The 19,316-nt window shown below is 56.1% G+C and carries 20 protein-coding genes; 6 read left to right on the top strand and 14 right to left on the bottom strand.

Translation table 11 applies throughout. The annotated features are described in order from the left end of the window. Positions 1-54 precede the first annotated feature (54 nt). The 4 genes from ABOC97_RS02515 to ABOC97_RS02500 all read left to right on the top strand — a co-directional run bounded on the left by ABOC97_RS02515 (position 55) and on the right by ABOC97_RS02500 (position 4,670). Entirely contained in the window at positions 55-1,599 is a 1,545-nt protein-coding gene (locus ABOC97_RS02515) for a PTS transporter subunit EIIC (protein WP_349593694.1), read from the top strand. A gap of 13 nt (positions 1,600-1,612) precedes the next feature. Then, positions 1,613-2,977: a 6-phospho-alpha-glucosidase gene (locus ABOC97_RS02510; protein WP_349593692.1), complete on the top strand. Its 1,365-nt coding sequence runs from the start codon at positions 1,613-1,615 to the stop codon at positions 2,975-2,977. 73 nt (positions 2,978-3,050) lie between these two features. Then, positions 3,051-3,896: a 3-mercaptopyruvate sulfurtransferase gene (gene sseA / locus ABOC97_RS02505; protein ID WP_349593689.1), complete on the top strand. Its 846-nt coding sequence runs from the start codon at positions 3,051-3,053 to the stop codon at positions 3,894-3,896. After that, positions 3,897-4,670: a MurR/RpiR family transcriptional regulator gene (locus ABOC97_RS02500; protein WP_349593686.1), complete on the top strand. Its 774-nt coding sequence runs from the start codon at positions 3,897-3,899 to the stop codon at positions 4,668-4,670. Between the two features lie 50 nt (positions 4,671-4,720). On the opposite strand, the gene sseB is transcribed toward ABOC97_RS02500, so the two are convergent. From sseB to trmJ, 11 genes are all read right to left on the bottom strand, one after another. After that, a complete protein-coding gene (gene sseB / locus ABOC97_RS02495; RefSeq protein ID WP_052282283.1) occupies positions 4,721-5,497 on the bottom strand; it encodes an enhanced serine sensitivity protein SseB in 777 nt (258 codons plus the stop codon). 193 nt (positions 5,498-5,690) lie between these two features. Then, positions 5,691-6,977: an aminopeptidase PepB gene (gene pepB / locus ABOC97_RS02490; RefSeq protein WP_349593682.1), complete on the bottom strand. Its 1,287-nt coding sequence runs from the start codon at positions 6,975-6,977 to the stop codon at positions 5,691-5,693. A 123-nt stretch (positions 6,978-7,100) separates the two neighbouring features. After that, positions 7,101-7,301, bottom strand: coding sequence for a Fe-S cluster assembly protein IscX (iscX, locus tag ABOC97_RS02485; RefSeq protein ID WP_052282281.1), 201 nt, complete (start codon positions 7,299-7,301; stop codon positions 7,101-7,103). Positions 7,302-7,312: 11 nt separating this feature from the next. Beyond that, the gene (gene fdx, locus ABOC97_RS02480) at positions 7,313-7,648 is read right to left on the bottom strand and encodes an ISC system 2Fe-2S type ferredoxin (protein ID WP_052282280.1); all 336 of its coding nucleotides are present in this window, start codon (positions 7,646-7,648) and stop codon (positions 7,313-7,315) included. A 1-nt stretch (position 7,649) separates the two neighbouring features. Continuing rightward, the gene (gene hscA, locus ABOC97_RS02475) at positions 7,650-9,500 is read right to left on the bottom strand and encodes a Fe-S protein assembly chaperone HscA (RefSeq protein ID WP_349593679.1); all 1,851 of its coding nucleotides are present in this window, start codon (positions 9,498-9,500) and stop codon (positions 7,650-7,652) included. A 15-nt stretch (positions 9,501-9,515) separates the two neighbouring features. After that, positions 9,516-10,031: a co-chaperone HscB gene (gene hscB / locus ABOC97_RS02470; RefSeq protein ID WP_349593676.1), complete on the bottom strand. Its 516-nt coding sequence runs from the start codon at positions 10,029-10,031 to the stop codon at positions 9,516-9,518. A 79-nt stretch (positions 10,032-10,110) separates the two neighbouring features. Beyond that, positions 10,111-10,434 carry an iron-sulfur cluster assembly protein IscA gene (iscA, locus tag ABOC97_RS02465; protein WP_234502402.1) on the bottom strand — a complete coding sequence of 108 codons (324 nt, stop codon included), beginning with the start codon at positions 10,432-10,434 and terminating at the stop codon, positions 10,111-10,113. Between the two features lie 18 nt (positions 10,435-10,452). Next, positions 10,453-10,839 (bottom strand): Fe-S cluster assembly scaffold IscU, encoded by a 387-nt coding sequence (gene iscU / locus ABOC97_RS02460; RefSeq protein ID WP_004866383.1) that lies wholly within the window; start codon positions 10,837-10,839, stop codon positions 10,453-10,455. A 23-nt stretch (positions 10,840-10,862) separates the two neighbouring features. After that, entirely contained in the window at positions 10,863-12,077 is a 1,215-nt protein-coding gene (iscS, locus tag ABOC97_RS02455; protein ID WP_052282276.1) for a cysteine desulfurase, read from the bottom strand. 162 nt (positions 12,078-12,239) lie between these two features. Continuing rightward, a complete protein-coding gene (gene iscR, locus ABOC97_RS02450) occupies positions 12,240-12,731 on the bottom strand; it encodes a Fe-S cluster assembly transcriptional regulator IscR (protein ID WP_234502403.1) in 492 nt (163 codons plus the stop codon). A 250-nt stretch (positions 12,732-12,981) separates the two neighbouring features. Next, a complete protein-coding gene (trmJ, locus tag ABOC97_RS02445; protein WP_234502404.1) occupies positions 12,982-13,716 on the bottom strand; it encodes a tRNA (cytosine(32)/uridine(32)-2'-O)-methyltransferase TrmJ in 735 nt (244 codons plus the stop codon). Between the two features lie 118 nt (positions 13,717-13,834). On the opposite strand from trmJ, the gene suhB reads away from it, so the two are divergent. Next, positions 13,835-14,638: an inositol-1-monophosphatase gene (suhB, locus tag ABOC97_RS02440; RefSeq protein WP_349593669.1), complete on the top strand. Its 804-nt coding sequence runs from the start codon at positions 13,835-13,837 to the stop codon at positions 14,636-14,638. 82 nt (positions 14,639-14,720) lie between these two features. Here suhB and ABOC97_RS02435 read toward each other — a convergent pair whose 3' ends face one another. Together ABOC97_RS02435 and ABOC97_RS02430 are read right to left on the bottom strand one after the other, a co-directional pair. Next, positions 14,721-15,701 carry a nickel/cobalt transporter gene (locus ABOC97_RS02435; protein WP_349593667.1) on the bottom strand — a complete coding sequence of 327 codons (981 nt, stop codon included), beginning with the start codon at positions 15,699-15,701 and terminating at the stop codon, positions 14,721-14,723. Further along, on the bottom strand, positions 15,692-16,330 hold the full coding sequence (locus ABOC97_RS02430) for a DUF1007 family protein (RefSeq protein ID WP_349593664.1): 639 nt from the start codon (positions 16,328-16,330) through the stop codon (positions 15,692-15,694). Before ABOC97_RS02430 ends, ABOC97_RS02435 begins: the two co-directional genes overlap by 10 nt. Positions 16,331-16,446: 116 nt before the next feature. Between ABOC97_RS02430 and csiE the strand changes: the two genes are divergently transcribed. After that, positions 16,447-17,724 (top strand): stationary phase inducible protein CsiE, encoded by a 1,278-nt coding sequence (gene csiE / locus ABOC97_RS02425; RefSeq protein ID WP_349593663.1) that lies wholly within the window; start codon positions 16,447-16,449, stop codon positions 17,722-17,724. On the opposite strand, the gene ABOC97_RS02420 is transcribed toward csiE, so the two are convergent. Further along, positions 17,721-18,857, bottom strand: a complete 1,137-nt coding sequence (locus tag ABOC97_RS02420) for a 3-phenylpropionate MFS transporter (protein WP_349593660.1) — start codon at positions 18,855-18,857, stop codon at positions 17,721-17,723. The two genes, csiE and ABOC97_RS02420, sit on opposite strands and share 4 nt — an antisense overlap. Between the last annotated feature and the right edge of the window lie 459 nt (positions 18,858-19,316).

Genomic DNA, 19,316 nt, shown 5'->3' with positions numbered 1-19,316 from the left:
ACCGTCAGCGGGTCTTATCCTCTTATCGATGCGGTTCAAAATTTGGAGAACAGAATGAAAAGAGCCGTTAATGCCCTACAAAATTTTGGCAAGTCGCTTTACGGACCGGTGCTGATCCTGCCTATCGTCGGCCTGTTTATCGCTTTTGGTAACGTGCTGGGTAACGGCAGCCTGGCCGAATATATTCACGTGCTGGGCTATCCGGCGGTGCAAAACCTCGGGCAGCTGATTGCCAAATCGGCGGTGTCGCTGCTGGTCAACCTGGCGATGATCTTCGCCGTCGGTATCCCTATCGGCCTTGCCGCTCGTGACAAAGGTTACGCCGCTCTGCTGGGGCTGGTGACCTTTATCGTGTTTATCAACGCCATGAACGTCACGCTTCAGCTGCAAGGTGAACTGGCCCCGGCGGATCAAATGCGCACGGCAGGGCAAAGCATGGTGCTGGGCGTGCAGGTGCTGGAGATGGGCGTCTTTGCAGGGATCCTGACCGGCGCGCTCACCGGCTATCTGTATAACCGCTACTCCGGGGTGCAGTTCTCCGGCGCGATGGCGATTTACTCCGGCCACTGCTTTGTCACCATAATTATCCTGCCGGTGGCGATTGTGCTCGGCGTAGTCATGAGCGAACTGTGGCCGTGGGCGCAGCACGGCATCAGCGCGCTGGCGCTGGCGATTAAAGGCTCAGGCCCCTTCGGCGTCGCCATTTACGGTTTCCTGGAACGTATTCTGGTACCCACCGGACTACATCATCTGGTCTATACCCCGTTCCTGTATACCGAGCTGGGTGGGACGCAAGAGGTGTGCGGTACGATGTACCAGGGCGCGCGTAATATCTATTTCGCCGAGATGGCCTGCCCGGATGTGACCCAATTAAGCAGCACGGTGGTATGGGACGCGCGCGGCATCAGTAAAATGTTCGGCCTGCCTGCGGCCGCGCTGGCGATGTACGTCACCGCCAAACCGGAACGCAAAGCGGCGGCAAAAGCCATTCTTATCCCGGCGGCGCTGACTTCAATGCTGGTCGGCGTTACCGAACCTATCGAGTTTTCCTTCCTGTTCGTCGCCCCGCTGCTGTTTGTGGTGCACGCGGTGCTGACCGGTATCGGCATGATGCTGTTCTCGCTGTTCGGCGTCCACGCCATCGGTGCCAACGGCATTATCGATTTTATTCTCTACAACCTGCCGCTGGGCACCGCCAAATCCAACTGGCCGATGTACATCGTGGTCGGGCTCATCATGTTCGCGCTGTACTTCGTTATCTTCCGCTTCCTGATCCTGCGCTTTGACATGAACACGCCGGGCCGCGAAGAGGACGACCAGCAGACGAAGCTCTACAGCAAGCAGGAGTATCAGGCGAAGGGCAATAACGACGGGCTGGGAGCCAGCATCATCGAAGGGTTAGGCGGTCGCGACAATATTGAGGTCGTGGACAATTGCTACACCCGCCTGCGCGTCACGGTGAAGGACGTGGCACAGATTAACGAACCACAGCTTAAAGCGACCGGTGCCAAAGGCATCATCAAGCAGGGTAATAACGTTCAGGTGGTCTACGGGCTGCATGTCAAAAAAATGCGAGAAGCCGTTGAAGCGGTTCTCTGAAGGAGGCTATACCATGTTGAAATCCCCATTTATCCTCGCGATCGCCGGCGGCGGCAGCACCTACACCCCCGGTATCGTGAAAAGCCTGATGGTGCGGCTTGAAGACTTTCCACTGGCAGAAATCCGTCTCTACGATATTGACGAAGCTCGCCAGAACACCATTGCCCCGGTGGTGGAAAAAGTGATTCGCGACCACAGCCAGAGCATCAAATTTACCGTCACCACCTGCCCGGAGACGGCGTTCAGCGGCGCCCATTTCGTCTTTGCACAAATGCGCGTTGGGCAGTACAAAATGCGCGAGCAGGACGAAAAAATTCCGCTGCGCCACGGCGTGGTTGGCCAGGAGACCTGCGGCCCCGGCGGGTTGGCCTACGGCTTACGCACGATCCTGCCGATGGCTGAGCTTATCGATCTGGTGGAGCGCTACGCCGATCCAAAAGCGTGGATCGTCAACTACTCCAATCCAGCCGCGATCGTGGCGGAAGGGATCCGCCGCCTGCGTCCGCAAGCGCGCGTGCTGAACATCTGCGATATGCCGGTAGCGGCGATGCGTAATATGGGCGCCATCCTCGGCGTTGATCGCCATAAACTCGACGTCGACTATTTCGGCCTCAACCACTTCGGTTGGTTTACCCAGGTGCGCGTTGACGGCGAGGACAAAATGCCGGAACTGCGCCGCCACGTGGCGAAATTCGGCCTGCTGACGGAAGACGCCGCGCAAACCGACCCGCAGCATGCTGACCCATCGTGGGTGAAAACCTGGCGTAACATTCAGCCGATGATGGAGTGCTTCCCGGAGTATCTGCCTAACCCGTACCTGCAGTACTACCTGATGCCCAATCAAATTGTTGAGCATCAAAACCCGGACTATACCCGCGCCAACGAAGTGATGGACGGGCGTGAGAAAAAGCTGTTTGCTGCGGCGGTGGAATACCAGAAAACCGGCATTCTGCCCGACGCTTTCCACGTCGGCGTACATGGCGCATTTATTGTTGATGTTGCCTGCTCGCTGGCGTTCGACCTGCGTCAGCGTCATCTGGTGATTGTTGAAAACCAGGGCGCTATCGCCAATCTGCCAGACGATGCGATGGTTGAGGTTCCCGCCTATATCACCGCCAATGGCCCGGAACCGGTACGAATGGGCAAAGTGCCGCTGTTCCACCAAACGCTGCTGATGCAACAGTTGGCCTCAGAGCAGCTGCTGGTTGAAGCCACGCTGGAAGGCAGCTACGAAAAAGCGCTGCAGGCTTTTACTCTCAACCGGACGGTACCTACGATGGCTCACGCCAAAGCCATTCTCGATGAGATGATTACTGCCAACCAGGATTACTGGCCGCATTTGCAACGCGCCTGGCAAAATGGTGAAGCAACGCGCTAATAAACCGCTGGTCACTTGTCGGTGTGACGAAAAACACCGACAATCCCTTTGTAATTCATCAATGGAGGGTAATATGACCACTTCGTTTTTCGTTGCCGCCGACTGGCTGGCAGAGCACGTTGATGACCCGGAAGTGCAGATTATTGACGCCCGTATGGCGCCACCGGGCCAGGAACACCGCGATCTCAACGCAGAATTTCGCGCCGGGCACCTGCCGGGCGCCGTTTTTTTTGATATTGAAGCCCTCTCCGATCACACCTCTCCCCTGCCACACATGCTGCCGCGCCCGGAGGCATTTGCCGTCGCCATGCGCGAGCTAGGCGTCAGCCGCGATAAACATCTGGTTATCGTTGATGAAGGCAATCTGTTCTCCGCCCCGCGCGCGTGGTGGATGCTGCGCATCTTCGGCGCACAGCGAGTGTCGATTCTGGCGGGCGGTCTGGCCGGCTGGCAGCGCGACGATCTGCTGCTGGAACAAGGTGACGCGAAAGCAGCCGAAGGTGAGTTTGAAGCAGAATTTACTCCAGAAGCCGTCAAACGGCTCACCGACGTACTGCTGGCCAGCCATGAAGGCACCGCGCAAATCGTGGATGCCCGTCCGGCACCGCGTTTTAACGCGCTGGTCGACGAACCGCGTCCGGGCCTGCGTCGCGGGCATATTCCCGGCGCACGCAATGTGCCGTGGGGCGATTTGGTTATCGATGGCGAACTGAAAACCACCGATGAGCTGGAAGCCATTTTTGCTCGCCAGGGCGTTGATTTACATAAACCGATCATCGTCAGCTGCGGTTCCGGCGTCACGGCGGCGGTCGTCGCGCTGGCGCTGGCCACTCTTGATGCCGCGGACGTGACGCTGTACGACGGTTCATGGAGTGAATGGGGCGCGCGGGCCGACCTGCCAATCGAGCCAGCCCAGTAGATGGATAATCGCCTGACGACGCTGCTGACGCGCGGGGAATCGCTCACCCGTGCCGAGTACAGGGTATTGGCTCACCTGACGGAACATCCGTTACTGGTGGGCAAAATCACCGTTCGCCAGCTGGCTCAGGCGACCTTTGTCTCCACGGCAACCATTATGCGGCTATGCCAGAAGCTGGGCTTTAGCGGCTACAGCGAGTTTATCTGGCATTGCAAAAGCCTACTGGCGGAGACGCCGCACATTGCCATACAGCAGCCGGACAACGCGGGCGAGAGTTCGGCGCTATTCAACCACTTTTTGGCTAATTACCAGCTCACCTTCCAGTGGGCCACGGCGGATAAACGTCAGCAGTTCACCCGCCTGCTGCGCCAGCAGGAGCGTTTCTTTCTCTACGGCGCCGGGTTTTCCTATCTGTTCGCCGAGTATCTGACAAAAAAGCTGCAGGTACTGGGCAAGACGGCGTTTATTTCCGGGCCGGGCGATAGCCGCAATATTTTTCTCAGCAACGCCGCGCGCTATCAGGTGTTTATCGCCGTGTCGCGCAGCGGGGAAACCGAGCAGGTGCTCGACAAAGCGCGTATCGCTCGTAACGTCGGAATGACGGTGGTCGCGTTTACCCGCGCCTCGGCGAACTCCCTTGCCGGGCTGGCCGATCTTCATTTCGCGCTCTACGACGAAGCGGTGCATTTCGCCGCCGAGGCCGCAGGCGTCACCTCTTTCGAGTCGAATCTGGTTTTATTGATGGATTTACTGCTGCTGGAAGCGACGGGATAATTTGCCGCCTATCGGCCGATGTCTGGCCAATAAGCGGCGCGAACCGCCGTTTAGATGATGCGGTTTTGTTTGAAATCGCGCAGGAAACTGCCCCAGCGTTTTTCATAGAACGGGGTGATGTGGGCCAGCATAAAGTGGCTGATGCCCTTTTCGCCTTCGACCACCTGGCAGATATCAATCGGCTCATCGCCCGGCAAAGTATCGGTCGCCACGCTTCCGGCGGCGTGAATAATCTCTTCGATATCCCCTTCCGCTTCGATCCCGATCAGCAGGTTTGGCTGTTCATCGGCATGCTCTTTAATCGAGCACAGGAATGCACGCTTCACCGTTTTCAGGGTTTTAAACAGCGTGGTCAGCGATTCGACCATTTGCGCCGGTGGTTCTGCCACTTCGGAGAGCAGCAGCGCACTGCCGCCTTCCAGCACTTCCTGCGTACTGAGCGGGTTGCCCTCTTCGCCAATCAGGTGGCTGATTTCGCGTGGGGTAAATTCTTTCCCGGTCGGCAGCTTCGCGTTCAGGAACAGCGTCTCACCGAGGGTCATCTCAAATAGCGTGCGCACCGGCATGGCGACAAACGCCTGTTCGGTAGTGACCGCCTGCTGCAAGGCCTCAAGCGAGGTAAAGAAGGGAATCACCGAAGTGCCGTCATCTTTTTCCCAGTGCTGCAGCTCAAGCGCGCTGTCGTCGACAACCTGCTGGTCATCAGCGGCGGTGCCCGGTACCCAGACGGTAGATTCCAGCAGTGTACGGAAAAATGCCGGACGGTGCGCAGGCTCGGTTGCCGCCTGCTCGAGTAGGGTTTCTAATTCGTTTTTGGTTTCGGACATAGTGGTTCCAGATGGCATGATTTCCCCTCACCCCGGCCCTCTCCCCAAAGGGGCGAGGGCGGAAACCGGCACTTCTCTTCAACCCTCAAGTCGAGGCAGAAAACCGGCGCCTGACCTCATCTCATGCATTAAGGGAGAGAGCCGAACGGTTCCCTCTCCCCTATGGGGAGAGGGTTAGGGTGAGGGGCAAAGATTATTCGGCGGTCAACAGATTGGCAATCGTGCGTACGCCCAGCCCGGTCGCGCCCGCCGACCACTGCTCAACGGCAGATTTGCGGTAGGTTGCGGAGCAGTCAATATGCAGCCAGCCCTTGTGGTAGTTTTCCACGAAGTGGGACAGGAAGCCCGCCGCGGTGCTGGCACCCGCCGGATAGGCGGCGCTACCGGTGTTGTTCAGTTCGGCAAAGTTAGACGGCAGCTGATTGCGATGGAACTCGGCCAGCGGCAGACGCCAGAAGGCTTCGTTCTCAGCCTGTGCACTTGCCAGCAGACGGTTCGCCAGTTGGTCATCGAAGCTGAACAGCGCGTGGTAATCGTTACCCAGCGCAGTTTTTGCCGCCCCGGTCAGGGTCGCCGCATCGATAATCAGCTCAGGTTTCTGCGCGCTAGCGTCAATCAGACCATCGGCCAGCACCAGACGGCCTTCAGCGTCGGTGTTCATCACTTCGACGTTTTTACCGTTACGATAGTGAATGATATCGCCGAGCTTAAAGGCATTGCCGCTGATCAGGTTGTCCGCACAGAGCAAGAACAGCTTCACGCGCTTGTTAAGGCCACGAGTGATAGCCAATGCCAGCGCGCCGGTTACGGTCGCCGCGCCGCCCATATCGGACTTCATCGAATCCATAAAGGCGCTCTGCTTGATGCTGTAGCCGCCGGAATCGAAAGTAATGCCTTTGCCCACCAGGCAGGCATAGACCGGCGCTTCTTTATCACCGGTTGGGTTGTAGTCCAGGGTCAGCAGAACCGGCGGGCGATCCGAGCCACGACCCACGGTGTGCAGCCCCATATAGTTCTGCTCACGCAGATCGTCGCCTTTGGTAATGCGGTAGGAAACGTGGTCGCACGCCACGCCGCACAGCAGATCCACCGCACGCTGCGCCAGTTGCTCAGGACCCAGTTCTTCCGCCGGGGCGTTGATGGTGTCGCGAACCCAATCGATATAGGTCAGACGGTTATTCAGTTCAGCCTTCTGCGCATCATCCAGTTCAGGCCACTCGATCTGGCGGCTGCCTTTTGGCCCTTTGTAACCAGACCAGAAAGCCCAGGCGCGTTCAACGTCCCAACCTTCACCGGTCAGGGAAACGTGCTTGATGCCCATACCGTCAATTTTGCGCGCTGCGCGCTGAATCAGGCCAGCATCATCGCGGCCGGTGAGGTGCAGGGAGATGCCGTCATCATTAATGCTATAAGTCGCTTTGTCACCCCAGCGCGCGTCGGCTGGCTGGGTAGACAGGGTAATTTTCATCGCTTCTGTCATTATATTTATCCTTATTAGCAAACGGGCCGCCGAATGGCAGCCCGTTAAGATTTATTCACTCAATGATTCACGCCGCAGGCTGGCGGAAAATCCGCGGAGGGCAGCGAGAATCTTGAGGCGAAATTAGTCTGCTTCATCCAACCAGACTAACAGAATTGCCTCAAGAATTTTTTCATTTGATGCCTGAGGGTCATCATCAAAATCTTCGAGGTCGCAAATCCATTGGTGCAGGTCGGTGAAACGTACGGTCTTCGGATCGGTATCCGGGAAGGCATCGTACAGCGCTTCGCCGATTTCGCGGCTGTCAGTCCACTTCAGTCCCATACTATCCCCTGTTAGTGCTCGCGCGCGTGGTTAATTGTGTAACGCGGAATTTCGACCACCAGATCTTCGTCGGCAACGCGCGCCTGACAGCTTAAACGGCTATCCGGCTCCAGACCCCACGCTTTATCCAGCATGTCGTCTTCGTCTTCCGTACTTTCCGCCAGCGAGTCAAAACCTTCGCGAACGATGCAGTGGCAGGTGGTGCACGCACAGGATTTTTCACAGGCGTGTTCAATCTCAATACCGTTACGCAGAGCAACGTTGAGAATGGTTTCACCGCTTTCAGCTTCCAGAACCGCGCCATCCGGACACAGGTCCTGATGAGGCAAAATCACAATCTTTGGCATATTAAACCTCGTCCACGGATTGGCCTTTCAGCGCCATACGGACGGATTGGTCCATACGACGAGCGGCGAATTCCTGGGTTTGTTTGTCAACGTTTTTAATGGCTTGTTCTATGGCGTCAGTATCATCGCCCTCGGCTGCCGCACTCAGTTCGGCAGCAACGCGGTCAATTTCCTGACGCTCTGCGGCGCTTAGCAGCGCGGCATCAGCAGCGAGCGCACCGTGCAGGCTTTCCAGCACACGCGCCGCTTCCACTTTCTGCTCCGCCAGCATGCGTGCTTTCACGTCCTGCTCGGCGTAGCTCATGGAATCTTTAATCATGGTGGCGATTTCGCCATCGGTCAGACCGTAGGACGGTTTCACCTGGATAGAGGACTCAACGCCGGTGGATTTCTCCATCGCCGTGACGCTCAACAGACCGTCAGCATCGACCTGGAAGGTGACGCGAATATGCGCACCGCCCGCCGGTAATGCCGGAATACCGCGCAGCGCAAAGCGTGCCAGCGAACGGCAGTCCTGCACCAGTTCGCGTTCACCCTGCATGACGTGGATAGACATCGCGGTCTGGCCATCTTTAAAGGTGGTGAACTCCTGCGCACGCGCCACCGGGATGGTGGTGTTACGCGGGATCACTTTCTCTACCAGGCCACCCATGGTTTCGAGGCCCAGCGACAGCGGGATAACATCAAGCAGCAGCATTTCGCTATCTGGCTTATTGCCCACCAGAATATCGGCCTGGACGGCGGCGCCAATAGCAACCACTTTGTCCGGGTCGATGGAGGTCAGCGGTGTACGGCCAAAGAATTCACCCACGCGCTCACGCACCAGCGGAACACGGGTAGAACCACCGACCATCACCACTTCCAGCACTTCATCAGCTTCCACGCCCGCATCTTTCAGCGCACGGCGGCAGGCCAGCAGAGTGCGCTTCACCAGCGCAGAAATGAGCTCATTAAACTGTTCGCGGGTGACTTCACCTTGCCAGCCGGCAACGTCAACGGCAACGCGGTCGGCATCGCTCAGCGCGATTTTGGCCGCGATAGCGGCATCGAGCAGCTCACGCTGTACGCGGTTGTCGCTGCGATCGGCAATGCCCGCCTGTTCGCGGATATGGTCAGCCAGCAGGTGGTCGAAGTCATCGCCGCCCAGCGCGGAATCACCGCCGGTCGCCAGCACTTCAAACACGCCGCGGCTCAGACGCAGAATCGAGATATCAAAAGTCCCGCCGCCCAGGTCATACACGGCAATCACGCCTTCCTGACCGGAATCGAGGCCGTAGGCAATCGCTGCGGCTGTTGGTTCATTGAGCAGACGCAGGACGTGCAGGCCCGCCAGACGCGCGGCGTCCTTGGTGCCCTGACGCTGAGCATCATCAAAATAGGCCGGAACGGTGATGACTACCCCGTCCAGTTCACCGGCAAGTGATTCGCTGGCACGGGCGGCCAGCGCTTTCAGAATGTCTGCGGAAACGCGAATCGGGTTCAGTACACCAGCCTCTGTGACCAGCATCGGCAGGCCATTTTCACTGGCCTGGAACTGGTACGGCAGATGTGGATAACGCGTTTGGATGTCCGCCAGCGAGCGGCCCATCATGCGCTTCACGGAACTGATGGTGTTGGCCGGATCCTGCGCAGCGTTGGTACGCGCGTCATAGCCGACAACGTGGCCCTGCGCCTGGTAATGAACGACGGATGGCAGCAGGTGACGTCCCTGGCTGTCAGCCAGCGTCTCAGCCTGGCCGCTACGTACGGTCGCAACCAAAGAATTGGTGGTGCCTAAGTCAATGCCCACCGCCAGACGACGCTGGTGCGGTGCAGCACTCAGCCCCGGCTCACTAATTTGTAATAAGGCCATGTTATGCTTCCAAAATCAGAAATCGAGCAGCTTTTCTTCGAGTAATTCAGCGCTGCTTTGGAGTTTATCGAGAAAACGCAGTTTACGCACGGTATCCGCCGCCGCGTCCCACGTCTTAGCGTCTAATTCCGCCACCATCTGCTGCTGGCGTTGGGTATACATTGTTTTAATGCGTTTTTGCAGGTTTTCAAGGCGGTCAGCGTCTTTTGCCTGTTCAATCTCATCAAGCTCTTCGCGCAACTCCAGCTGTTCCATCAGGAACGCGGTGTCGCGTACGGTGTGCTGTTCGGATGAGAGGTCAAAACCGTGCAGGGAGAGCAGATATTCCGCGCGCGTCAGCGGGTGACGCAGAGTTTGCCATGCCTGATTAATGTTGGCGGAGCGCTGAACCGCTACAAGCTGTTCGGCGTCGCTGGCGCTGGCAAAACGATCGGGATGATTCTGACGCTGCAGGTCCTGGAAACGTGCCGCAAGGGCCTGAGTGTCTACGTGATAACCGACTGGCAATCCAAAGAGAGTAAAGTAATCCATGACGATCTCAGGGTTAACTATTTAAAACAAACCCCACGCACAGCAATGAAACCATGAGTGGGGTTGGCAGGACTCAACATTAGACGTGGAAGCTTTCGCCGCAGCCGCACTCGTCTTTCACGTTAGGGTTGGTGAATTTAAACCCTTCGTTCAGACCTTCTTTCACGAAGTCCAGCTGCGTACCGTCAAGAAATTGCAGGCTTTTACCGTCGATGACAACCTTCACGCCTTTGTCTTCGAATACGGTATCTTCTGCCGCCGGCTCGTCAACAAATTCCAGTACATAGGCCATACCTGAACAGCCGGACGTTCTGACGCCCAGACGCAGGCCAAACCCTTTACCGCGGTTTGACAGGAAGGTATTGACTCGCTCTGCTGCACTGTCGCTTAAGGAAATCGACATAATAACCTCAACTCTTAATTATTTTGCTTCACGTTTGCTTTTGTAGTCCGCAATGGCGGCTTTAATCGCGTCTTCTGCCAGAATAGAACAGTGAATTTTCACTGGTGGCAGTTCAAGTTCGTCTGCGATATCGGTGTTTTTAATCGCCTGTGCTTCGTCCAGAGATTTCCCTTTGACCCATTCGGTCACCAGGGAGCTGGAGGCAATGGCGGAACCGCAGCCGTAGGTCTTGAAACGCGCGTCTTCAATGATACCTTCATTGTTGACTTTAATCTGCAACTTCATCACGTCGCCGCAGGCCGGTGCACCGACCATGCCGCTGCCGACGCTATCGTCGCTGTTGTCGAAAGAACCGACGTTACGTGGGTTCTCGTAGTGATCGATTACTTTTTCGCTGTAAGCCATGATGAATTCTCCTTATCTACCGATTAATGATGTGACCATTCAATGCTGTTCAGATCCACGCCCTGCTTGAACATTTCCCACAGTGGAGAAAGGTCGCGCAGACGGCCAATGGAGTTGCGAACCAGATTGATGGCGTAGTCAATCTCTTCTTCGGTAGTGAAACGACCTAAAGAGAAACGAATGGAGCTATGCGCCAGCTCGTCAGTCATGCCCAGCGCGCGCAGCACGTAGGATGGCTCAAGGCTTGCGGAAGTACAGGCAGAACCGGAAGAGACGGCCAGATCTTTCAGCGCCATGATCAGCGACTCGCCTTCAACAAAGTTGAAGCTGACGTTGAGGATGTTTGGTGCGCCCTGCTCGAGGTCACCGTTGAGGTACACCTCTTCCATATCTTTCACGCCGTTCCACAGACGGTTACGCAGACCGCGCAGGCGCGCCATCTCGGTTTCCATCTCTTCTTTGGCGATACGGTAAGCTTCACCCATACCGACGATCTGGTGGACAGGCAGAGTACCGGAACGCATGCCGCGCTCGTGACCGCCGCCGTGCATCTGCGCTTCGATACGGATACGTGGTTTACGACGAACATACAGCGCGCCGATACCTTTTGGACCGTAAATTTTGTGACCGGAGAAGGACATCAGGTCAACTTTCAGCTGGCTCAGGTCGATTGGCAGTTTGCCCACGCTCTGAGTCGCATCAACGTGATAGATGATGCCGCGCGCACGGCACATTTCGCCGATAGTCGCGATATCCTGCACCACGCCGATTTCGTTGTTCACGTGCATGATAGAAACGAGGATGGTGTCATCACGCATCGCCGCTTCGAGTTCTTTCAGGTCGATAATCCCGTTGCGCTGTGGCGCCAGATAGGTAATTTCAAAACCTTCACGCTCGAGCTGACGACAGGTGTCGAGCACGGCTTTATGTTCGGTTTTGCTGGTGATGATGTGCTTGCCTTTTTTCTGATAAAAGTTGGCAGCACCTTTAATCGCCAGGTTGTCGGATTCAGTCGCACCGGAAGTAAATACGATTTCGCGCGGGTCTGCACCAACGAGCTCGGCAATCTGGTTACGGGCGATATCTACCGCCTCTTCAGCATGCCAGCCGAAACGGTGTGAACGGGAAGCGGGGTTACCAAAGTTTCCGTCCAGGGTCAGACACTGCATCATTTTCTCGGCAACACGCGGGTCCACCGGCGTGGTTGCGGAGTAGTCGAGATAGATCGGTAATTTCATTGCTCTTTAACTCCGTACATCACTCAATGCAAGGAATCAGGCAACCGGCTGGATGTACGACCGTGTTGACGGGACCAAAGTCCCGGCCTGACTCTGAAATCTCTTTTTTATTTAACCAGGCCTGCCGGATGTGCCCTGGTGGCACACGGCAGGAGCGGTTGATTATGCACGTAACTTAACGTCGATTGCGTCTTGTACGCGATTATTGCGGGTGGTGTCATGCGTATGCTGGCGGCCAGACACATCCAGAACTTCCTGGTTATTCACCAGTTCACCCAGGGTGATGTTGTTCAGGAAACCGGTCAGACGGTCGCTCAGATCGCGCCACAGTGCGTGGGTCAAACATTTATCGCCGCCCTGGCAGCCGCCTTTACCCTGACAGCGGGTCGCGTCAACGGACTCGTCCACTGCGCTAATCACTTCACCCACTGCGATGTGGATAGCTTCTTTCCCCAGCAGATAACCGCCGCCTGGTCCGCGAACGCTGGACACTAATCCATTTTTACGCAGACGGGAAAACAGCTGCTCCAGATAGGAGAGTGAGATTCCCTGACGTTCAGAAATATCGGCCAACGGTACCGGGCCCGATTCGGAGTTGAGTGCAACGTCCAGCATCGCGGTCACGGCATAACGCCCTTTAGATGTCAGTCTCATGTCTTACTTAACCTCAAAACTCGCCCCTGCCCGGGGTTTTTAATAATATAATGGGGGTATTGCATAGCAGGGCCAAGTCTGACATTCCCGACTAAAACAGTCAACTATTTACTTGAGTAAATTAGTCAGGTATTTGGCGTTCCGTGCGGTAATAGCAACGAGCCGTTCCCGGCGGCGTTCTGTCTGGACGGGGCATAAATCACGCGCCCCGTAGGTCGGATAAGCAAAGCGCCATCCGACACTAACGCGGCTACTTACCTTTATTCTGCTGCTCAATCGACGCCAGAATACCGCGCAGGATGTTCAGCTCCTGGCTTTCCGGACGCGCGCGGGTGAACATGCGGCGCAGCTTATTCATCACCTGCCCCGGATGGTTTTCACGGATAAAGCCGGTAGACAGCAGCGTCTGCTCCAGATGGCCGTAAAAACGTTCCAGGTCATCAACTAGCGGATAAGGGGTTTCATCCTGTTCAACGACCGGGGCATCGTTTTCCTGCGCTGCCAGCCAGGCCATACGCACTTCATATGCAATGACCTGCACCGCCATCGCCAGGTTCAGCGAGCTGTACTCTGGATTCGCGGCAATCGCCACGTGATAGTGGCACTTCTGCAATTCGTCGTTGGTCAGGCCGACGCGTTCACGACCAAACACCAGCGCAACCGGCGCGTGTGCGCCTTCCGCGACGCTTTTCAGGCCGCATTCACGCGGATCAAGCATCGGCCACGGCAGCGTGCGGGAACGTGCGCTGGTGCCAACCACCAGGCTGCATCCGGCCAACGCTTCGTCAAGAGTATCGACGATCTGGGCGTTACCGATGACATCGCTGGCCCCTGCCGCGAGGGCGATGGCCTGTGAGTCCGGTTTGACCAGCGGGTTAACCAGCCACAGATTAGTTAAGCCCATGGTTTTCATAGCGCGGGCCACGGAGCCCATGTTGCCGGTGTGGGATGTTTCGACCAGTACGATTCGGATATTTTGCAGCATTGTCATTCTTCGTCTAAAGATTATTCAGCCATATTATCATAAAACGAAGACATGTTCTGTTCTCGCTGCTATACTCTGCGCCGTTTTCCCGTTCTTTAACATCCAGTGAGAGAGACCGATGCATCCGATGCTGACCATCGCCGTGCGCGCAGCGCGCAAGGCGGGTAATGTAATTGCCAAACACTATGAAACGCCTGACTCAGTTGAAACGAGCCAGAAAGGCAGTAACGATTTCGTGACTAACGTCGATAAAGCCGCCGAAGCGATTATTATCGAAACGATCCGCAAATCTTACCCGCAACACACCATTATCACCGAAGAAAGCGGTGAACATGTTGGCGAAGATCTGGATGTTCAATGGGTTATCGATCCACTGGATGGCACCACCAACTTTATCAAACGTCTGCCGCACTTCGCGGTATCCATCGCAGTACGCATCAAAGGCCGTACTGAAGTCGCCGTTGTTTACGATCCAATGCGTAACGAACTGTTCACCGCTACCCGTGGCCAGGGCGCACAGCTCAACGGCTACCGTCTGCGCGGCAGCATCGCTCGCGATCTGGACGGTACTATCATTGCTACCGGCTTCCCGTTCAAAGCCAAGCAGCACGCTCCGGCTTATATGAAAATCCTCGGCAACATGTTTACCAAATGCGCGGACTTCCGTCGTTCCGGTTCCGCTGCGCTGGATCTGGCCTACGTTGCCGCAGCACGCGTTGACGGCTACTTCGAAATCGGCCTGAAGCCATGGGACTTCGCCGCTGGCGAACTGATCGCTCGTGAAGCAGGCGCACTGGTGTGCGACTTCACCGGCGGCCACAACTACATGATGACCGGCAACATCGTTGCAGGTAATCCGCGCGTTGTGAAATCCATGCTGGCGAACATGCGTGACGAACTGAGCGAAGCGCTGAAGCGCTAAGTGATTTCCCGGTAGCGCGATGCTTACCGGGATAACAAGATTAAAGGTCGGATATGGCGTTAGCCTCTATCCGGCCTTTTTTTTAAAAGGGACGCAGCCCACGCCCGACCGGCACCGCACTACCCCACATCACTACTGCCGCAACGACCAGAATGATACCGCCGGCTAATGCCAGCGTGCTCCAGCCCACCTGCCGCCACAGCGCTGGCGTTTTATTGCCGCTGAGTTTAACCGCCAGCGAGCGAAACGCATGCACCAGCAGCGCCAACGAGGTAATCGTCAAGGATGTGCCCGCCGCCATCGCCAGCGCCGATGCCATTCCCCAGGCGAAAACGCCAATCACTTTACTGAACAGCAGCACCATAATGGCCCCGGAACACGGGCGCATTCCCATTGAGAGAATGATCACCAGCCGAGTACGCCAGTCATCGTCGCGCGCAAGCCTTTCGGGATCAGGCATATGCTGATGACCGCAGCCACAACCGTCATGGTGAACATGATGCGGCGTAAAAGCGGTGAATTTCGGTTTTCGCAGCAGCGCGCGCAGCTTTTTCAGCGCCCGCCAGCTCAGTAGCAGACCCAGCCCCCCCACCAGCGCGTAGCTGCCTTTTTCCAACCAGAAGCTGCTGAGATGCAGCTGGCGCGCCGGCAATTGCAGAATGCTTAGCACCACCACCACCAGAGCAATAGCCACCAGTCCCTGTAATAAAGAAGCGGCAAGGGTCAGGCCAATACTCGACTTCAGTTTGGATGGATGCGTGGCAAGCCAGGTGGTGATCACCACTTTGCCGTGCCCCGGCCCTAACGCATGCAGCACGCCATAGACAAAGCTAAACAGCAGCAACGTTCCACCCGCCTGAGCGGGATTAGCCGCCACCGACTTCAGCAGGCTGCTCATCTGCTGATTCACTTCGCGCTGCCAGATAACGCTTTTTAGCATGACCTGCGGCCAGACCTGCCACAGCCATAGCAACCCGGCGATGGCCGCGACGGTGAAAATCAACAAGGGCCATAGCTGTAGCCAGCGGCGCGTGGGACGGCGGTTAACGGAGATCACGGACATTGGACGGTCACCTTCTGGGCAAACTGTTTACCGAGCTCCATGTCCTCTGCCGGCGCATCCTCTTTATCAAGCGACTGGGCGTACGAGAGCATGTCGTCATTGGGTTTTGGCGTATGCACGCTCACTTTGCACGCACCTTTATAGTCAGGCGCAAAGGCAACATCGCCGTCTTTTTCATAACTCATGTCGACATAATAGGTCGGGTCGAAAGTGGAGAAGGTATAGGTCTGCCCGGCCAGAGGTTGGGGTTTGGCCAGCGGTAGCGTAAAGGTCAACACCGCCTGATGCCCCTGACGCGCCAGACCGTAGGCAGTGGGCAAATTGTCAAACTTCACCTTTTGGCCGTTATGCCAGAATTCAGAAAAATAGTGCTGCCCCAGCACGTTGGCCATCACCTCCGCCGCCAGTTTTTTCCACACTTCATCCCCCGGTTTGGCATTTCCGGCGTCGTAGAGCAGATCGGCAGACGTCAGTTCGTCCATCGTCCAGCGCATTTTCATGCCGGTGAGCTGGCCGTCACTGACCACCAGCTGATTGGTGATGGTAATAAAACTGTGCGGGTGCGCGCGGGCGCTTAACGATAAAACCGCAAGAAACACCAGAACCACGCATTGTTTCACTCTCTTCATCCGTTCCTCAGTGAAAAATTCTGTGACCGCCGCCAGCATTCCTAAGCGAAAGCCCATTAGCTGCCCTTATCTTTTGTCTACGCTTATTCCTAATACCTGCTGCTGGATGCCAACAGATGATGACCGTACTTGAACCGCCATCTGTGCTTTCCAGTCCGCAGCGCCGCTGCCAGGCGCTGCTGATGCTATATCTCCCAGGACATGTCATTACGCCGGAATATATTGGCAACGTGAATAATGTCGATGTTTCAACGGCCCGGCAAGATATCGTTGAGGCCGGCCTGGAGATCGAGCGTTACCATCGTCTGGCAATCGCCACTTCGGCGGATGGCAGCTATCGGATTGAAGGCACTAATCTCGACCTGCGCCTGTGCTTACTGTACTGGCTGCGCCGCGCGTTGCGCCTGTGTCCGCATTTCGTCTCCCACTATTTTACGCCAGCGATTAAAACGCAGCTTAAACAGCTAAAAATCGCCCGCAACCTTTATGATGAAACCAATCTTCAGGCGCTGGTCAATCGCTGCGGGCGCAGTTTACAGCGACAGTTTGAATCCCGCGATGGGCAGTTTTTACGCCTCTATTTGCAATACTGTTTATTACAGCATCATCAAGGGGAAAGCCCGTATTTCAATCCGCAACAAGGCGCATGGGCCAGCGCGACCGTCGAATTTCAAACGGCAGCGGAGATCGTGCGCCACTGGCAGAGACGCGTTCGCCAAATCCCTAACCATCACGAACAGCACTTTCTGGCACTGCTGTTTATGCTGCTCAAAATCCCTGACCCGCATGATGATGCTCGTGAACAGGACCAGCAGTTACAACACGCCGTGACCCGATTAGTTGACCATTTTCAGCAGGTCGCCGGCTGCCGCTTTACCGACGAAAGCGGAGTCAGCAATCACCTTTATATTCATCTGGCGCAGGCGCTCAACCGCTGCGTCTTTGGGATCGGTATCGACAACCATTTATCCGAAGAGATCCACCGCCTTTATCCTCGGCTGATCCGCACCACTCGCGTGGCACTGCTGGAATTTGAAACGCGCTATTCCCTGCGTTTTAGCGATGATGAAGCGGCGTTGATTGCGGTGATTTTTGGCGCGGGGCTGATGCAGGAGAGCGAATTGCACGAAAAACAGGTGGTGTTATTAACCGGTGATAATCCGTCGCTGGAACAGGAAATTGAGCAACAGCTGCGCGAGTTGACCCTGCTGCCGCTCAATGTGAAGTATCTGGCGGTACCGATATTCCAGAAAGAAGGTGCGCCGAAGGACAGCACCCTGGTTATCTCGCCTTACGCCATCGTCCTGCCGTTGTTCTCACCGCCGCTGATTCACGCCGAGCAGTCGCTCAGCGAGCATCAGCAGCAGCACATCTGTAAAATACTCGAGACTTAGCGCGCGACGGTTTTAGGCCGTAACAGCAAGGCCGGTAGCGCCACCAGAGCCATTACCCAGAACAGCCCCTGATGCAGGTGCTGGTAGAGGAAACCGGCAAACATGGTCATCACCGCAATGCTACCGCCCATCGCCACCGCTGAGTAAATGGCCTGTAGGCGAATAACCTCACCGCCCTGACGCGCCGCAATGTAGCGCATCGCCGCCAGGTGGCAGACGGTGAAGGTACCGCAGTGGAGGATTTGAATCAAAATCAGCCACGGCAGGCTCGTCGTCCAGCCCATTAGTCCCCAGCGAATCACGCCGCAAATGGCCGACAGCAACAGCAGATCGCGGGCGCTAAAGCGACGGAAGACCTTTTTACTCAACGCAAAGGTCACCACTTCCGCGACCACGCCTAACGACCATAAATAACCAATGGCCGATGCCGAATAGCCCGCCCCTTCCCAGTAGATCGCGCTAAAGCCGTAATAGGCCGCGTGCGCACCTTGCAGCAGACTGACGCAGGCAAGGAATCGCCAGTTTTGGGCGACTAACGTACGCCAGGCCGACCAGCCGACCGACTCCTGATGACGAGATTCGCCGAGCGGCATCACCGACGGTTTTAGCAACATACCCAACAGCATGGACGCCACACCCAGGCTCAACATCAACAAAATGACCTGATAACCGTATAGGCTCACCAGTTTGCCGGTCAGCGCGGAGCCAATCACAAAGGCAATAGAGCCCCACAGGCGTACCCGCCCGTAGTCCATGGTTATCTGTTTTTGCCAGGTATTGGCCAGCGCGTCGGTTAACGGCACCAGCGGCGAGAAGAACAGGTTAAAGCCGATCATCACCACCATCAGCCAGGCAACGTTGGTACCCGCCCAGAACATCAACGCAAACAGCAGCGTCATCAGGGCCAGAATACGCAGAACGTTGATTAGACGCGACGGGTCACTGACGCGCGGAGCAATCAGCAGGCTGCCCAGGAAACGAGCCACCAGACCCGCGCCGAGCAAAAGACCGATGGTTTCGGGCGACAGTCCCGCCCCTTTGAGCCAGACGCTCCAGAAAGGTAGAAAAATACCGTAGCTAAAGAAATAGGTGAAGTAACTGAGCGCCAGCCAGCGCGTGGAGTGCAAAACCATGGTTCCTCCCGTTTTGGAGGCCTTAGTCTACTGACTTAGCACTCATTCTGAAGAGCATTACTCACCTCGCTTACCGAATAAATGTGATGAGCATCACTTTTACTTGTGCGTTTCAGGATACAACCAGTGACGGTTAGGCCAGCTGCGCAAAGTACACTCCATTTTTAAAAGCCGCGTGAATAGCGTGCTGGTTCGCGCAAGCTCTCATTTAGCCTGTTAGATAAAGTCCTCAAAGACGGGCTTAAGCTTGCCCTTTTCCCAAAGCCTTTACCGCGACCATGTTATCCGCCCGAAAAACCACCTTATTTAGTATTTAAAAAATACATATAACCGGGTATCAAAGTCACACCCGCTCTCACCTGGCGAGGTTTACGGTCAGCCAAAATACTGATTTCACGCTCCTGTGTGGCAGGTCACAAAATTGTGTATTACGTTTAAATCATACGCACTTACACAAAG

Origin of the sequence: Kluyvera huaxiensis (assembly GCF_040149365.1) — a bacterium.
Classification (GTDB): Bacteria; Pseudomonadota; Gammaproteobacteria; order Enterobacterales; family Enterobacteriaceae; genus Kluyvera; species Kluyvera intermedia_A.
The sequence above is the reverse complement of the archived record's forward strand: the minus strand, read 5'-3'. Positions and strand labels throughout refer to the sequence as shown.

Coding starts and splice junctions, on each gene's coding strand:
- ABOC97_RS02515 (WP_349593694.1), top strand. CDS start 55: ATGAAAAGAGCCGTTAATGCCCTACAAAATTTTGGCAAGTCGCTTTAC.
- ABOC97_RS02510 (WP_349593692.1), top strand. CDS start 1,613: ATGTTGAAATCCCCATTTATCCTCGCGATCGCCGGCGGCGGCAGCACC.
- sseA (WP_349593689.1), top strand. CDS start 3,051: ATGACCACTTCGTTTTTCGTTGCCGCCGACTGGCTGGCAGAGCACGTT.
- ABOC97_RS02500 (WP_349593686.1), top strand. CDS start 3,897: ATGGATAATCGCCTGACGACGCTGCTGACGCGCGGGGAATCGCTCACC.
- sseB (WP_052282283.1), bottom strand. CDS start 5,497: ATGTCCGAAACCAAAAACGAATTAGAAACCCTACTCGAGCAGGCGGCA.
- pepB (WP_349593682.1), bottom strand. CDS start 6,977: ATGACAGAAGCGATGAAAATTACCCTGTCTACCCAGCCAGCCGACGCG.
- iscX (WP_052282281.1), bottom strand. CDS start 7,301: ATGGGACTGAAGTGGACTGACAGCCGCGAAATCGGCGAAGCGCTGTAC.
- fdx (WP_052282280.1), bottom strand. CDS start 7,648: ATGCCAAAGATTGTGATTTTGCCTCATCAGGACCTGTGTCCGGATGGC.
- hscA (WP_349593679.1), bottom strand. CDS start 9,500: ATGGCCTTATTACAAATTAGTGAGCCGGGGCTGAGTGCTGCACCGCAC.
- hscB (WP_349593676.1), bottom strand. CDS start 10,031: ATGGATTACTTTACTCTCTTTGGATTGCCAGTCGGTTATCACGTAGAC.
- iscA (WP_234502402.1), bottom strand. CDS start 10,434: ATGTCGATTTCCTTAAGCGACAGTGCAGCAGAGCGAGTCAATACCTTC.
- iscU (WP_004866383.1), bottom strand. CDS start 10,839: ATGGCTTACAGCGAAAAAGTAATCGATCACTACGAGAACCCACGTAAC.
- iscS (WP_052282276.1), bottom strand. CDS start 12,077: ATGAAATTACCGATCTATCTCGACTACTCCGCAACCACGCCGGTGGAC.
- iscR (WP_234502403.1), bottom strand. CDS start 12,731: ATGAGACTGACATCTAAAGGGCGTTATGCCGTGACCGCGATGCTGGAC.
- trmJ (WP_234502404.1), bottom strand. CDS start 13,716: ATGCTGCAAAATATCCGAATCGTACTGGTCGAAACATCCCACACCGGC.
- suhB (WP_349593669.1), top strand. CDS start 13,835: ATGCATCCGATGCTGACCATCGCCGTGCGCGCAGCGCGCAAGGCGGGT.
- ABOC97_RS02435 (WP_349593667.1), bottom strand. CDS start 15,701: ATGTCCGTGATCTCCGTTAACCGCCGTCCCACGCGCCGCTGGCTACAG.
- ABOC97_RS02430 (WP_349593664.1), bottom strand. CDS start 16,330: ATGAAGAGAGTGAAACAATGCGTGGTTCTGGTGTTTCTTGCGGTTTTA.
- csiE (WP_349593663.1), top strand. CDS start 16,447: ATGATGACCGTACTTGAACCGCCATCTGTGCTTTCCAGTCCGCAGCGC.
- ABOC97_RS02420 (WP_349593660.1), bottom strand. CDS start 18,857: ATGGTTTTGCACTCCACGCGCTGGCTGGCGCTCAGTTACTTCACCTAT.